The sequence below is a fragment of the Ensifer sp. D2-11 genome, from assembly GCF_054161295.1.
In genome coordinates, this window is record NZ_CP096433.1 from 3428040 (window position 1) to 3442680 (window position 14641).

Annotated in this window: 15 protein-coding genes; 10 read left to right on the plus strand and 5 right to left on the minus strand. The window is 62.4% G+C overall.

The features are described 5' to 3' along the window. The first annotated feature begins 276 nt into the window (after positions 1–276). Positions 277–1686 (plus strand): 3-isopropylmalate dehydratase large subunit, encoded by a 1410-nt coding sequence (gene leuC, locus M1D34_RS16320; RefSeq protein ID WP_498779921.1) that lies wholly within the window; start codon positions 277–279, stop codon positions 1684–1686. A 112-nt stretch (positions 1687–1798) separates the two neighbouring features. Further along, complete coding sequence (locus M1D34_RS16325) at positions 1799–2350, plus strand: SixA phosphatase family protein (RefSeq protein WP_498779923.1); 552 nt, start codon at positions 1799–1801, stop codon at positions 2348–2350. Positions 2351–2387: 37 nt separating this feature from the next. On the opposite strand, the gene M1D34_RS16330 is transcribed toward M1D34_RS16325, so the two are convergent. Beyond that, on the minus strand, positions 2388–2936 hold the full coding sequence (locus tag M1D34_RS16330) for a L,D-transpeptidase family protein (protein ID WP_498781738.1): 549 nt from the start codon (positions 2934–2936) through the stop codon (positions 2388–2390). 246 nt (positions 2937–3182) lie between these two features. On the opposite strand from M1D34_RS16330, the gene M1D34_RS16335 reads away from it, so the two are divergent. Continuing rightward, positions 3183–3866: a response regulator transcription factor gene (locus tag M1D34_RS16335; protein ID WP_003529672.1), complete on the plus strand. Its 684-nt coding sequence runs from the start codon at positions 3183–3185 to the stop codon at positions 3864–3866. A gap of 32 nt (positions 3867–3898) precedes the next feature. Continuing rightward, positions 3899–4354 (plus strand): cyclic nucleotide-binding domain-containing protein, encoded by a 456-nt coding sequence (locus tag M1D34_RS16340; protein ID WP_003529671.1) that lies wholly within the window; start codon positions 3899–3901, stop codon positions 4352–4354. Between the two features lie 13 nt (positions 4355–4367). Here M1D34_RS16340 and M1D34_RS16345 read toward each other — a convergent pair whose 3' ends face one another. From M1D34_RS16345 to M1D34_RS16355, 3 genes are all read right to left on the minus strand, one after another. Continuing rightward, positions 4368–5174: an exodeoxyribonuclease III gene (locus tag M1D34_RS16345; protein ID WP_498779925.1), complete on the minus strand. Its 807-nt coding sequence runs from the start codon at positions 5172–5174 to the stop codon at positions 4368–4370. A 189-nt stretch (positions 5175–5363) separates the two neighbouring features. Then, complete coding sequence (locus M1D34_RS16350; protein ID WP_498779927.1) at positions 5364–6266, minus strand: ROK family protein; 903 nt, start codon at positions 6264–6266, stop codon at positions 5364–5366. 15 nt (positions 6267–6281) lie between these two features. Next, positions 6282–7568, minus strand: coding sequence for an ROK family transcriptional regulator (locus M1D34_RS16355; protein ID WP_498779929.1), 1287 nt, complete (start codon positions 7566–7568; stop codon positions 6282–6284). 80 nt (positions 7569–7648) lie between these two features. On the opposite strand from M1D34_RS16355, the gene M1D34_RS16360 reads away from it, so the two are divergent. The 6 genes from M1D34_RS16360 to M1D34_RS16385 all read left to right on the plus strand — a co-directional run bounded on the left by M1D34_RS16360 (position 7649) and on the right by M1D34_RS16385 (position 13674). Further along, positions 7649–8392 carry an ATP-binding cassette domain-containing protein gene (locus M1D34_RS16360; protein ID WP_015007989.1) on the plus strand — a complete coding sequence of 248 codons (744 nt, stop codon included), beginning with the start codon at positions 7649–7651 and terminating at the stop codon, positions 8390–8392. 44 nt (positions 8393–8436) lie between these two features. Continuing rightward, positions 8437–9417 (plus strand): ABC transporter permease, encoded by a 981-nt coding sequence (locus tag M1D34_RS16365; RefSeq protein WP_003529664.1) that lies wholly within the window; start codon positions 8437–8439, stop codon positions 9415–9417. A 38-nt stretch (positions 9418–9455) separates the two neighbouring features. Then, entirely contained in the window at positions 9456–10469 is a 1014-nt protein-coding gene (locus tag M1D34_RS16370) for a sugar-binding protein (RefSeq protein WP_010970486.1), read from the plus strand. 492 nt (positions 10470–10961) lie between these two features. After that, positions 10962–12038, plus strand: a complete 1077-nt coding sequence (locus M1D34_RS16375; protein ID WP_003529657.1) for a Gfo/Idh/MocA family protein — start codon at positions 10962–10964, stop codon at positions 12036–12038. Beyond that, entirely contained in the window at positions 12038–12868 is an 831-nt protein-coding gene (locus tag M1D34_RS16380) for a sugar phosphate isomerase/epimerase family protein (RefSeq protein ID WP_498779932.1), read from the plus strand. The genes M1D34_RS16375 and M1D34_RS16380 overlap by 1 nt, the downstream gene beginning before the upstream one ends. Then, positions 12865–13674, plus strand: coding sequence for an alpha/beta fold hydrolase (locus M1D34_RS16385; RefSeq protein ID WP_498779934.1), 810 nt, complete (start codon positions 12865–12867; stop codon positions 13672–13674). The genes M1D34_RS16380 and M1D34_RS16385 overlap by 4 nt, the downstream gene beginning before the upstream one ends. Before the next feature lie 211 nt (positions 13675–13885). Here M1D34_RS16385 and M1D34_RS16390 read toward each other — a convergent pair whose 3' ends face one another. Beyond that, positions 13886–14548, minus strand: coding sequence for an outer membrane lipoprotein carrier protein LolA (locus M1D34_RS16390; protein WP_003529654.1), 663 nt, complete (start codon positions 14546–14548; stop codon positions 13886–13888). Positions 14549–14641 lie beyond the last annotated feature (93 nt).

Here is a 14641-nt window from a genome sequence, read left to right on the forward strand (position 1 = left end):
ACGCGAGCACGCCCGTCATCGGGCGGCACTCCTCGTGCCGCCGGATTGCCGAACTGTCAAAAAATTGATATGAGCACGGTCATGGAATCCAAATTCGGATGTCGCGAGCAGAAGATCGTCGTGCTGCAGGATCACAAGCGCCTGCCGGCACGCTTTTTTGCGCGCGTTTCAGGGGCGCTCACCAGCCGCCTATCCTGATCGCACGATCAGCTGTTACCGGCCGCATTGGCGCCGGCCCCATTCCACATTCTTGAAAATACGATGGATACATAAGCCATGAGCGCACCGCGTACTCTCTACGACAAGATCTGGGACGATCACCTGGTGGACAGCCAGGACGACGGAACCTGTCTTCTCTACATCGACCGTCACCTCGTTCACGAGGTGACGAGCCCGCAGGCCTTCGAGGGACTGCGCATGGCTGGGCGCAAGGTTCGCGCCCCGGAAAAGACGCTCGCCGTCGTCGATCACAACGTCCCGACTTCGCCGGACCGCCATCTCGGCATCAAGAACGAGGAAAGCCGCATCCAGGTCGAGGCGCTCGCCAGGAACGCCGCGGATTTCGGCGTCGAATATTATTCGGAAAATGACAAGCGCCAGGGGATCGTCCACATCGTCGGTCCGGAGCAGGGCTTCACGCTGCCGGGCATGACGATCGTCTGCGGCGACAGCCACACTTCGACGCACGGCGCTTTCGGTGCGCTGGCGCACGGCATCGGCACGTCCGAGGTCGAGCATGTCCTGGCGACGCAGACGCTGATCCAGAAAAAGGCGAAGAACATGCTGGTGCGCGTCGACGGCCAATTGCCGCCGGGCGTCACCGCAAAGGACATCATCCTTGCGATCATCGGCGAGATCGGCACCGCGGGCGGCACCGGCCACGTCATCGAATTCGCCGGTGAAGCGATCCGGTCGCTGTCTATGGAAGGCCGCATGACCGTCTGCAACATGACGATCGAAGGCGGCGCGCGCGCCGGGCTGATCGCACCGGACGAAACCACTTTCGAGTACATCAAGGACAAGCCGCGCGCTCCCAAAGGCGAGGCCTGGGACAGGGCGGTCGAATACTGGAAGACGCTGCACACGGACGAAGGCGCCCATTACGACCGCGTCGTCGTGCTCGATGCCGCCAATCTGCCGCCGATCGTTTCCTGGGGCTCCTCGCCGGAAGACGTCGTCTCCGTACAGGGCGTGGTTCCCAACCCTGACGACATCCAGGACGAGACGAAGCGGACCTCCAAGTGGCGTGCGCTCGACTATATGGGCCTGAAGCCCGGCACGAAGATCACCGATATCGCCATCGACCGGGTGTTCATCGGCTCCTGCACCAATGGCCGCATCGAGGACCTGCGCGCCGTCGCCGAGGTGGTCGAAGGCCGCAAGGTCGCCCCGTCCGTTTCGGCGATGATCGTTCCGGGCTCCGGCCTCGTCAAGGAACAGGCGGAAGCGGAAGGCCTGGACAAGATCTTCAAGGAAGCGGGCTTCGACTGGCGCGAGCCCGGCTGCTCCATGTGCCTGGCGATGAACGACGACCGGCTGAAGCCTGGCGAACGTTGTGCCTCCACATCGAACCGCAACTTCGAAGGCCGTCAGGGCTTCAAGGGGCGCACGCATCTGCTTTCTCCGGCAATGGCGGCGGCGGCGGCGGTCGCCGGTCATTTTGTCGACATTCGGGAGTGGAAATAGCCGGTTCTGAGCTTTTCCGGCGTTTGAGCCGCCCTTCGGGGCGGCTTTTTTTATACTTGTGATGATGCGACAATGCGCTGCCGCCCCCAATTCGCTGCCCTGAGGAGTTCTCATGCCCGATGACGCCCGGCCCTCGACACGCCGACTCATGCTGCTCCGCCATGCGAAGTCCGCCTGGCCGGACGGCGTTGCCGACCATCGCCGGCCGCTTTCGGAGCGCGGACGGAAAGCGGCGCCCGTCGTCGGCGCCTTCATTGCCCGGCAGGGGCTTGCTCCGGACCTGGCGCTCGTTTCGACCGCGCGGCGCGCAAAGGAGACCTGGGAGCTCGTCGCCGAGGCATTGCCGCACAAGATCCCCGAGCGCGATGCGGTCGGCATCTACGAGGTCGCCGCAACGGCCATTCTCGACGCCATCCGCAGGATCGAGCCGACGGTGGAGAAACTGCTCCTCGTCGGCCACAATCCGGGAATGGCCGAGCTCGCGCTCCTGCTTGCCGGGCGCGGCGATGAAGCTGCGCTGGAGCGGCTGAGGGAGAAGTTTCCGACAGCCGGGCTCGCGGTCATGGATTTCGACATCGAGCGCTGGTCGGACATAGCGCCCGGCACCGGCCGCCTGGTACGCTTCGTGACGCCGCGTATGCTTGAGGAGGAACGGTCGGGCTGATTCGCAGTGCCCGTTCGGCTTTGTCGCGGGGCCGAAGCTACACGACCTTCACGACCGTCCCGTGGTGCATTTGCCGGATCAGTCGCCGCATTGCCGAAAGGCTGACGGCCACGCAGCCCTCGGTCGGCTCGTAACCCGGACGGATGAGGTGGAAGAAGATCGCCGAGCCGGCATTGCGCCTGCGGGAGGAAATGTTCCAATCCATGACGAGGCAGATGTCGTAGAGCCCGTCGTCGCGCATCATGCGTTCATGTCCGGCACGAAACGGCGCCCTGACGGGGCGATTGTAGCACGGGTGCTGCGGGGCATCGCACCAGAGCATGTCGCCGCGGACGGCCCGCATCGGCAGGCGCGTCGGGGGCAACGGGACACGATCGAGCCTGACAAAGCCGCCGATGAGCCGCATCGCCGCGCGGGGCGTCGCCCCGTCGCCTTCTCGCTTGATGGCAGTGACGCCGCTTCGCCCGATCGCAGCCTGCTCGACCCGTCCGTCGAAAAGCACGAGGGCGCGCTTCCGGTCGCGCGGAGCGGTTCTGACGAGGATGGTCCTTTTTCTCGATCCTGTTGTTGACGCCTTCTTGCGCATCAGTCTCACAAATTCTTGCTTTGCCGTGATCTCGCCGCGACCTTAAGCCGGTTTTCATATATGACGATGCCTGCAGCGCCGCGCGTCTCATCAGACGCGCAGACGTCGCTGCGGCCACTTTCAGTTGCGGCCTGTCTCTATCCTAAATAGGTTAGGATTTAAGGAAACATGCGGCAGCGACCGCCGCGCTTGCCAAGATCGGCATTTGAGTTAGTTTTGAATCAGGAAGCAAACAGGAACTGTCCCATGGCGACTCGCACCATCCTCCTTGTCGACGACGACGATGATCTGCGTGAGACGTTGATAGAACAGCTCTCCCTTTACGAAGAGTTCGACCTACTGCAGGAATCGACCGCCGGGAAGGGCATTCAGATGGCGCGTGGCCGGCAGGTCGACCTCCTGATCATGGATGTAGGTCTGCCGGACATGGACGGGCGCGAGGCGGTGAAGCTCTTGCGCAAGGGCGGCTTCAAGGCCCCGATCATCATGCTGACCGGCCACGACACCGACTCCGATACGATCCTCGGCCTCGAAGCCGGCGCCAACGATTATGTGACGAAGCCGTTCCGCTTCGCCGTGCTGCTTGCCCGCATTCGCGCCCAGCTTCGCCAGCACGAGCAGAGCGAGGACGCGACCTTCAATGTCGGCCCCTACACATTCAAGCCGAGCCAGAAGCTGCTTACCATGGAGAACGGCCAGAAGATCCGCCTGACGGAAAAGGAAGCCGCAATCATCCGCTATCTCTACCGCGCCGACCAGAAAGTGGTCACCCGCGACGTGCTGCTCGAGGAGGTCTGGGGCTATAATTCCGGCGTCACGACCCATACGCTCGAGACGCATGTCTACCGGCTGCGCCAGAAAATCGAGCGCGACCCTTCCAATGCCGAGATATTGGTGACAGAAAACGGCGGCTACAAGATCGTTCCCTAAGCCGGACGACATGACCGGGGGAGATTTGCCGCTTGGCGCTCAATGACGACATCGCACTCTTGTCCAACGTGTCGCTCTTCGCCGACATCGGCGAGGACAAGCTGAGGCTGATCGCCTTCGGCGCCGAGCGCCGCCGGGTGGCCAAGGGTCACGAACTCTTCCGGGAAGGCGCTCCGGCCGATTGCGCCTATGCGGTTGCGGCCGGCAGCTTCGCGCTTTCGAATGCGAACGCGCAGGGCCGCCAGCAGCAGGTGATGACCGTCGGCCGCGGCGCGCTCCTGTCCGAGCTCGCGCTCATCTCGATGGTCGAACGCAAGTTCACCGCGACGGCGCAAGAGGACAGCGAGGTGATCCGGATCAACCGGCCGCTCTTCCGCCGGATGCTCGAGGAATATCCCGAGGTGACCGCCATGGTGGAAGCCCGCATCCGGGAAAACATTCAGGCGATGATCCGCCGCGTGGAGGCGCTTGCCGGGCGGTTTGCGTAAGCGGACGGCGTCGTCAAAGCTCGAAATGCGCTATGACAGGCACATGGTCGGACGGGCGCTCCCAGCCGCGCGCTTCCTTGAGGATATCGACGCGGACGAGCTGGCTTGCGAGATCGGCGGAGGACCAGATGTGGTCGAGGCGGCGTCCGCGGTCGGCGGCGGTCCAGTCCTTCGCCCGATAGCTCCACCAGGTGTAGAGCTTTTCCGGCGGCGGCGCGTGGCGGCGCATCAGGTCGACCCAGGCGCCTCCGGTCATCACCGAAACCAGGCCTTCGGTCTCGATCGGTGTATGGCTGACGATCTTGAGAAGCTGCTTGTGCGACCAGACGTCGTGCTCGAGCGGCGCGATGTTGAGATCGCCGACGAGGATCGACGAGACGCCGGCCTCGGCCTCCGCGTGCAGGAGCTTCATCTCGTCGACGAAGTCGAGCTTGTGTCCGAACTTCGGATTGACCGTGCGGTCCGGCTCGTCGCCGCCGGCCGGTACATAGAAATTATGGAGGCGGATCGTCTTTCCACCGGCCGCGAAGACGACGGAGAGATGACGTGCATCGCCGACGCCGCAGTAGTCGCGGCGGTCGGACAGCTCATGAAGCGGCAGGCGAGAGATGGTGGCGACGCCGTGATAGCCCTTCTGCCCGTGCATCTCGATATATTCGTAGCCGAGCTTCCTCAGCGGCGCGGAGGGGAACTGGTCGTTCCGGCACTTGATTTCCTGCAGGCAGAGGATGTCCGGCTGCCATTTCTTGAGGAAATGTTCGACCAGCGGCATGCGCAGGCGAACGGAGTTGATGTTCCATGTGGCAATGGAAAGAGGCATTCCTCGTTCTCCCGGGAAATTGCCGGAAAAGGATCACGCGTCCGGCAACGGGAGCGTTTAAACAGGTTCGGCACCGATCGACAAGCTTGAAAAAGCCGCCGGTACGCAGATCGCGCAAGGCTTTCTTCGGGCGCTGCTTTCGCAGCCGGCAGTCAAGACGCATTGGAGCGCGGATCATGCCCGGCGGAATTAAGCCACCATGTCGCCAAGACGAACGGCACCGAAAATGGCTGCCTGCCACCCCAGTGTGGCCCAGCGTATGTCGATGGAATGAATCGAGCCGGCATGCGGTAATGCGCCAAAAACGCGCTGCGAGAGCGTGTCGCGTGGATAGCCGTCCATGTCGATGACGCCACCCCCCAGCAGAATGATGCGTGGCGAAAACAACACCGTCGCTCTGGCAACGGTTATCGCCTGCTGCCACAATATGTCATCAAGAGCGTCGTTTAATTTCGGCGACTGGGCAGCGGCCTGGAAGAGGTCCTTCACGGCGACGCCATGTGCAGATGCGAGGTCCACCAGAGTCGCACCAGAGGCGTACGCCTCGATCCGCTTGGGGGATTCCTGGCGGTCACCCGGCTCGAGCACCGGCATGTGGCCGATTTCAAGCGCCCACCCGCCGCCGCGAAAAATGCCGTTCTCGCCCAAGTAAGCTGCACCGATACCGGTGCCGAAGTAGACAGCCAACACCTCGCATTCGTTGGCAATTGCGCCGGAGGCGCTTTCCCCGAGCAACTGCAGAACCACGTCCCGCTCCAACTGGACGGGTACCGAAAGCGTGGAAGCCAGTTCGGAGGCCAGGCGAATCCCGTTTAGTTCGGGGATGTTTGCGGCATGGATGATTGTATCGCAGTCGCGTCCGATGAACCCTGGGACAGTTGCCACTACCCGCTCGATGGTCAGGCCGGCATCGACTGACGCACATTGCAGGAGCCCGGCGAGTTGCGTCGCAGGAGCGCCTCGCCGAAGATGACTCGTCGAAAAGGTGCGCGTGACTTCGAGCGGCACACCATGATCCGCAAAACCGATCTTGACCGAAGTTCCCCCGATTTCGGCAACGGCGATCGTTTCGGAGGCGGCTTTGAGCGTCATTAAAGCTCCTGACTGTCAAAGAACGGCGACATCGCGCATATGCGGGCGCGTATTGCCTGCAAGCATCGCCTGATGCAGAAGATAGGCAGCACCCAGGGCGGGCCCGTCATTGCCGGTGCTTGACGTTTCAACGCGCGGCGTCGGATAGCCTTCAATGAGAGACGCGGCCAACAAAGCCTCCGTTTGTTCGGCCACGAAGGGATAGATCGCGCTGACCGATCCGGCGAGGATGATGCGGCCCGGCTGCAGGACGCAGGCAAGGGTCGCCAGTCCCCGAACCAGCCAGCGAGCCCAGTCGCGGGCGCAGGCAAGCGCGGTAGGGTCGCCCGAGGCCAGCACTGCGATAAACGCGTCAAGCGAACCGATGACCCCGCTGATATGTGCATACCGGGCAAGGAGGGCGTCCTTGCCAATGAATGTTTCCCAACGACCAGGACGCACAGCGTCATAAACGAATCCGGCCTCTCCGATCGGCATGTGGCCGATCTCGCCAGCGCCGCCCAACTGACCGCGATGCAGCTTGCCATGGCTGACGATGCCGCCCCCAACGCCATTTTCGATGAGAACCACGAGGCTGTCATCGCCCTTGCCGTCCGGGGGAGCCGAACGATAGGTCTCGGCCACTGCCACCGCATTGGCATCGTTTTCGAGGAGGACCGGGACGTCGAGGTCGATGGACTCGGAAATCGGTTGCGCGAGGCTGACCCCGTGCCAGCCCAATATGGCGGCATGAAAGGTTTCGCCGTCCCCATCCAGGAAGCCCGGCAGTGCTACGTTGAGACCATGGGGCCGTGCGCCGGGAGGCAACGTTCTACGCACCTCGTCAACCAGTGCTACAATGAGTTCCATCGCTTGAGCGGGCCTGCTTGCCGCACCCGAGAATGGGCGAGTGGCCTTGGCGCGGACCGTTCCCGACAGGTCGATGGCGATGACGTCGATCCGGTTCACGCCGATGTAGGCGCCGAGAAAGAAGACACCGCTGCCGGCGATTTCAACGACGATCCCGGGGCGCCCGACCTTGGGTTCTGCTTCGTTGCCCGTTGTCGACTCACGTTCCCGCGCCAAACCAGCATCGACAAGGTTTTGTACCAGAGTCCCCGTTGTCGAGCGGGTCAGATCGAGTTCACGGGCCAAGGATGCGCGAGTTAGCCCACCCGTGCGAAACAGTGCCGAAAGCGCGCGCGCCTCGTTCGGACGAAAAAGCAGTGTGTTTGACAATTTGAAGCCTATTTGTTCGATGAGATTACTAATATCCTCATACGGTCCTGTCAATCGGGTGAGTTCTTTGATGCAATGCAGCATAGAAAGGGGATGCGGCGCTATTGACGGCCAAAGGAAACGGTGTTTTGTTCGGGAACACTACAAAAGTCCCGGTAGGTGCGATGACGGTTTTGGCGCGACTCGAAAATATCGTGAAGGATTTCGGTGCCGTCCGCGCACTCGATGGTGTCACTCTCGAGATCAACCAGGGTGAGATTCTTGGCCTGATGGGGGACAACGGAGCCGGCAAGTCGACATTGGTGAAAACCATTGCCGGAAACTTCCAGCCGTCTTCCGGTTCCTACATCCTGGAAGGCAAGCCCGTGGTCTTTTCCGGACCGGCAGAAGCTCGTCGCCATGGAATAGAGGTCGTTTATCAGGATTTGGCGATCTGCGACAACCTGACCGCTTCGGCGAACGTATTCCTCGGCCGCGAATTGATGCGGCAGGTCGGGCCGTTCAAGGTGCTCGACCACAAGCGCATGAACGCCCGCTCGGCCGAGATATTCAAGGAACTCAAATCCGAGACCCGACCGGCCGATCTCGTGGTGCGCATGTCCGGCGGCCAGCGTCAAGCGGTGGCAATTGCTCGTACCCGGCTCGCCAGGTCGAAAATCGTCCTTATGGACGAACCTACGGCGGCAATCAGTGTCCGGCAGGTTGCGGAGGTGCTGGCCCTGATCCGTCGCATGAAGGCACAAGGCCTTTCCGTGATCCTGATCAGCCATCGCATGCCCGACGTCTTCGAGGTCTGCGACAGGGTCGTGGTGATGCGTCGGGGTCGCAAGGTGGCCGACAAGATGATCGGGCAATCGAGCCCCGAAGAAGTGACCGGCCTGATAACTGGCGCGATCCAGACAGCTTGATCCCGGAGAAACAACGCATGAGTGCTCCCGAGGAAGTTCCCCACATGGACGTCGATCTCCTGAAGGGCTCCGACCGCCCCCTCTGGAGCCGCGTATTCCTTGCGCAGGAAACGTGGATAGCACTGGCTATCCTGGTGATCGGCCTCGTCGTATCGGTCATCTCGGCGAAGTTCGCGACTTCCGGAAACCTCCTCAACATTTTCCAGAATGCCTGCTTCATCGGGATTATGGCGCTCGGCATGACGCCGGTGCTCATCAGCGGCGGCATCGATATCTCTGTCGGATCGATCCTTGGCATGTGCGGAGTGACGCTTGGCATCGTGCTCAATTCGGACATGCCGCTCGCCGTCGGCATCCTCGCGACTCTCGCGATGGGTGTCGCCTGCGGTATGGTCAACGGAATCATCATCTCCTACGTCAAGCTCCCGCCATTCATCGTCACTCTTGCCACCTTGTCCATCGGGCGCAGCCTCGCTTTGGTGCTCACGAACAATGAGGTGTTCTACGAATTCGGACGGGCCACCAACGGTATCATCGCGCTCGGCGGTGGCTATAGTTTCGGATTGCCTAACGTGGTCTATGCTCTCGTCGCGGGCGTGATCATCCTGCATTTCCTGCTGACCATGACGCGGTGGGGCCGCTACCTGTTCGCGATCGGCGGCAACGAGGCTGCGGCGCGACTGGCCGGTATCCCTGTGGACCTCATCAAGGTCTCGGCCTACGCCTTCAACGGCCTGATGGTTGCCATAACGGCCGTGTTCCTGGTCGGCTGGCTTGGCGCCGTCACCAACGCGATCGGAACCGGATACGAGTTGCAGGTCATCGCGTCGACGGTAATCGGCGGAGCGTCGCTGACAGGCGGGTTCGGCACGGCGCTCGGCGCAGCCATCGGCGCGATCCTCGTAGAGGTTATCCGCAACGCCCTGCTCATCGCAGGGGTCAACCCGTTCTGGCAGGGAATGTTCGTGGGAAGTTTCATTCTAGCCGCGGTCCTGCTCGAAAGAATCCGCTCGCTGCGTCGGTGAGCGCAATCCGCGTCAACAAGGAAAAGGGAGGAACTTCAATGCAACCAGTACGCACTCTCACGGCAGCCCTTTCGGTGGCCTGCCTGGCCGCCGGCTTGACTGCGCCCCAGGCCAACGCTGCCGATCGCGAATTCGCCCTCGTCTTCAAGGTGCTCAACAACGCCTTCAGCCCGCCGATCCAGCAGGGGTGCGAGGCCGCCGCGAAGAAGCTGGGCGACGTTACCTGCACCTATCTTGGCCCGACTGAGTATGACGAAGCCAAGCAGGTCCAGCTTGCCCAGGACATGGTCACCCGCGGTGTGGCCGGCCTCGGCGTTTCGGCCGGCAACCCGAAGGCCATGGCTCGCATCATGAAAATGGCCCAGGATAAAGGCATTCCGGTCGTGACTTTCGACACGGACGTACTGCCCGAAGATGCAGGCCTGCGCTCGACCTACATCGGAACCGACAATTATGAGTTCGGCATCGCGTTGGCGCAGAAGGTGCTCGAGAGCAAGAAGGACGGCGGTACCGTCTGCATCCAGTCGGGTGCGCCTGCATCCGAGAACCTGAAAGCCCGCGTCCAAGGCATCCGCGACACTCTTGCCGGCGTCACGAAGGACAAGGGTGCGGAAAAGCTGACAGGCCAGAACGGCTGGACCGAGCCGGCAGGCTGCCCTGTCTACAACAATGACGACATCACGCTTGCCGCCCAGCAGGTGCGCGACGTCATGACGAACAACCCCGAGCTTAGCGCTTTCGTCGCGGTCGGCGGCTGGGCCCAGTATGCTCCGCAGGCTTATAAGCAGGCCATGGAGCCGCTCAAGGCACGCCTCGACAGCAAGGACCTGGTTGTGGTGTTCGGCGACAATTTCGGCCCGCAGTTGCCGCTGCTGGCCGAAGGACTAAGCCACTACAACATCGGCCAGCGTCCCTATGACATGGGCTATGAAACCATCATGGCGCTGGACAAGCTGACCAAGGGCGAAAAGGTGGAGCCGTTCATCAAGACCGGTACCGAGGTTTGCACCCCCGAGGATGCGCTGACGACCTGCGGCAAGACTGCGAACTAGGCCTTCTCCATTCCCCATCCCGCCCTTGTTTCGGCCGGGATGGGGACTTGTACTCAGCAGACCGCCGGCCGGGCGCAGGCCCTCCATCATTCAAGGGCCGATGGCCTCGACGGATTTTTGCATGGCTTCTCGACGTTTCAGACGACTGCATGTTTCCTTTAATCCTATCCGATTAAAGGACAAAAACATGCAGCAGATCGAAGTGCTACAGCGACCTTTGCGCGTCTGATAAGACGCGCGGCGCTGTAGTGCATGTTTCCTTTAATCCTATCCGATTAAAGGACAAAACATGCAGCAGATCGAAGTGCTACAGCGACCTTTGCGCGGCTGATAAGACGCGCGGCGCTGTAGGTATGGTGGGTGGCGGTCGGGGCGCCTTCTTCGGTGCGGTCCACTGCCGCGCGGCGGCGATGCCGCACCGTTTCGAGTTCGTCGCCGGTGCGCTGTCCGACGGGTTGCCGCTCTATGAACAAACCCTTGGGGAACTCTAGAATGCCAGCAAAACAGGAACGCCGCCTTCGAGTGGGTGTGCTCGGTGCCGGGCAGATCGCCCAGGCCGCTCATTTCGAGGCCTGCACGAAGGCTGCCAATGCCGATCTCCATGCTATCTGCGATGTCGCCGATGACCTGCGCGAACGCATGGCGATCACCCACGGTGCGGCGAAGACCTACGACGACTACGACAGGATGCTCGCCGATCCCGATCTCGAAGCCGTGATCATCGCGACCGCCGACGCCTTCCACGTCCCGGCCTCGCTGCGCGCACTCGAAGCCGGCAAGCATGTGCTCTGCGAAAAACCCGTCGGCGTGACGGTCGAGGAATGCATTGATCTCAAGGAGGCCGTCGAAAAGTCCGGCAAGATCTTTCAGGTCGGCCACATGAAGCGCTTTGATGCCGGCCTCCAGGCGGCAAAGGCCTTCATTGCCGACGAGATGGGCGAGATGATCGCCCTCAAGGCTTGGTATTGCGACAGCACGCACCGCTATGCGATGACGGATGCCGTCCAGCCGCTGATCGTCACCAGTGCCAAGGCGAAAAAGCCCTCGGCCAATCCGAAGGCGGATCTGCGCCGCTACTACATGCTGGCCCATGGCTGCCACCTGATCGACACCGCGCGTTACTTCGGCGGCGATATCGTCTCGGTGCAGGCGCGGCTTTCCGAGCGGGCCGGCATCTGGTGCTGGTTCGTCGACGCCGAGTTCGCTTCCGGCACGCTCGGCCACCTCGACCTCACCGTGCAAGTCCGCATGGACTGGCACGAGGGTTTCCAGATTTACGGCGAGAAGGGCAGCGTTCTCGGCAAGACCTATAACCCCTGGTACTACAAGACGAGCGAGGTGGACATTTTCCGCGAGGCCGATGGCGCGACGCATCGGGTGCTCGGTGCCGACGGTCACTTCTATCGCCGCCAGGTCGAAGGTTTTGCACGCACCATCCTCGATGGTGCGCCGATGGAAGGCGCCGGCATCGACGACGGCCTCGCCTCGGTCCGCGCCATGGTCGCCATCGCGCGCTCGGTGGAGAGCGGCAAGGCGGTTGCACTTTCTGATGTCGAGGGTGGCGTCTGATGAAGCTCGGGGTCTTCGCCAAGACCTTTGAAGGTACGCAACCGGGTGCGGTGCTCGATGCCGTCGCGGCTGCCGGGTTTGCCGCCGCGCAGTACAACATGGCCTGCTCGGGCCTCGCCTCCATGCCTGAAGCCATCGACGAGGGGCAGGCGTGCGCGGTTGCCGACGCGGCGAAGAAGGCCGGCATCGAAATCGCGGCGGTCTCCGGCACCTACAACATGATCCATCCCGACCAGGCGATGCGCGAGGCCGGCCACCGCCGGTTAGCCGTTCTGGCGGAACGCAGCCACGCGATGTCCACCCGCCTCGTCACGCTTTGCACCGGCACGCGCGATCCACTCGACCAGTGGAGGGAGCACCCCGAAAACCACACGCCGGAAGCCTGGCGCGATCTGCTCCAGGCCATGGAAACGGCGATCGGCATTGCAGACCGCTGCGACGTCGATCTCGGCATCGAGCCGGAGCTTGCCAATGTCGTCAACTCGGCGCAAAAGGCCCGCCGGCTGATCGACGAGATGCGGAGCCCGCGTATAAAAATCGTGCTCGACCCCGCCAATCTCTTTGAAACGACAACGCTTGATGAGCAGCGGACGACCGTGTCCGCGGCAATCGATCTTCTCGCCGACCGCATCGTCATGGCGCATGCGAAGGACCGGAACCCGGACGGCAGCTTTGCGACCGCTGGAAAGGGTGTGCTCGACTACGCACACTATCTCGGTCGCCTGAAGGCCATCGGCTTTACCGGCAGCCTGATCACTCATGGGCTTGCAGCAAGCGAGGCCAAGGACGTTGCCCGCTTCCTCTCCGAAAAGCTTGAGGCGGGGCGATGAGCATCAACTTCGAGACAAGCGACGGCACGCGGCTGAATGTCGACACGGCGGGCGAGGGCATGCCGGTTGTCTTCCTGCACGGACTTTGCGGCGACGCGGGCCAGACCTCCGAAGCGTTTCCCACCGAACCCGGCTACCGCCGCGTCACGATCGAGGCTCGCGGTCATGGCCGATCGCAGTCCGGCGGACTCGACAGGCTTTCGATCGAAACCTTCGCGAATGACGTCGCTGCCTATGTCGAGGCCAATCTGGACGTGCCTGTCATCATCGGCGGCATTTCCATGGGGGCGGCGATTTCGCTTCGCCTTTCCGTAAGGCGTCCCGATCTCGTCCGCGCGCTTGTCCTTGCCCGGCCCGCCTGGCTGACGGCATCGGCGCCGGAAAATATGATCCCGAATGCCGAAGTCGGCCACCTTTTGACCCATCTGCCGCCGCCAGCGGCAAAGGCCGCTTTCCTGGCAGGTCCCCTCGGGCAGCGTCTTGCGGCGGCCGCGCCGGACAATCTGGCCTCGCTCACCGGCTTTTTCGCGCGGGAACCCATCGAGGTCACCGCCGCGCTCCTCACCGCCGTTTCCAAGGACGGCCCGGGAGTCACGGAGGCCGATCTCGCCCGCATCGCCGTCCCGACGCTCGTCATCGGCCATGAACGCGATCTCGTTCATCCCATCGCCCACGCGCGTGCGCTGGCGGAGAAAATCCCCGCTGCACGCTTCGTCCAGATCACCCCCAAGGCGGAGGACAAGGCGCGATACGTCGCCGATTTCCACCGCGCCCTGCGCACGTTCCTGAAGGATGTTCAGAGATGACCGTCGCGGCAAGCGGGCAAGGTTGTCGAGCGCGTCGGTCAGCGCGAGATTTGGGTCGCCATGCCGCGTCTGCGGCGCGGGAAGCGTTCTCAGCCCAAGGACTTGGTCTGGCGGGATCCCGAACCTCAACAGGCTTAAGGCACTTCCAGGAAAAATGCGTAACGGTTTTCCGTTCGGAAGTGCCTCGCTTCAAAGTCGGAGCATTTCGCGATCAGCCGCCGCGGCGCTTGTTGCGCACCTCGTCATAGGGGATGCGGAAGACCTTGTCGTCGAGCGCGATGCCGGTCCGGACGTTGAAGATCATCACCGACGTGTCTTTCTTCTGCGCGTCGGTGATCGTCCACTGCCGCAGATTGTAGCTCTTCGGGTCGAACATCATCGTGATGGTCGAATCTCCGAAGATGGAGCGGTCGCCGAGTACGATGGTGATGAGGTCCGCTTCCACCCTCACGTCGCGTACCATCCTGCTTCTCAAGTCGATCCTTTCGCTGAGCAACAGATTGAGCGGGGTCTTCGAGAGCGGATAGATATCCCAGGTCTTGAGCTTCATATTGCCGATGACGACGGACTTGCCGTCGGCGATGACCCGCATCGGCGAGGGTGCTTCGTAATTGAAGCGGATGCGTCCCGGCCGGCGGATATAGAACTTGCCGCCCGTCTGTTCGCCGCGCGGGCCGAACTGGACGAATTCGCCGGCCATCGTCTTCACGGACGAGAAATGATCGGCGATCCTCTGGGCAACGGCGGACGCCTGAGCCGAAGCGTCGCCCGCGCCGAACGTCGTGGCGCCGAAGCCGGCGAGGGCCGCCAGGCCGCCAACGAAGACGCGCCGCGAGATTGCCCCGTTGCGGCCGTCGGTTTTGGTCTCCATCATCGCAGTCTCCTTCATTCGTGATCATTTGAAGGGCAAGTGGGGCGCCTTCAAGGCGTTGGAAAACCCCGAAAACACGACGCCTTCAAATGACCG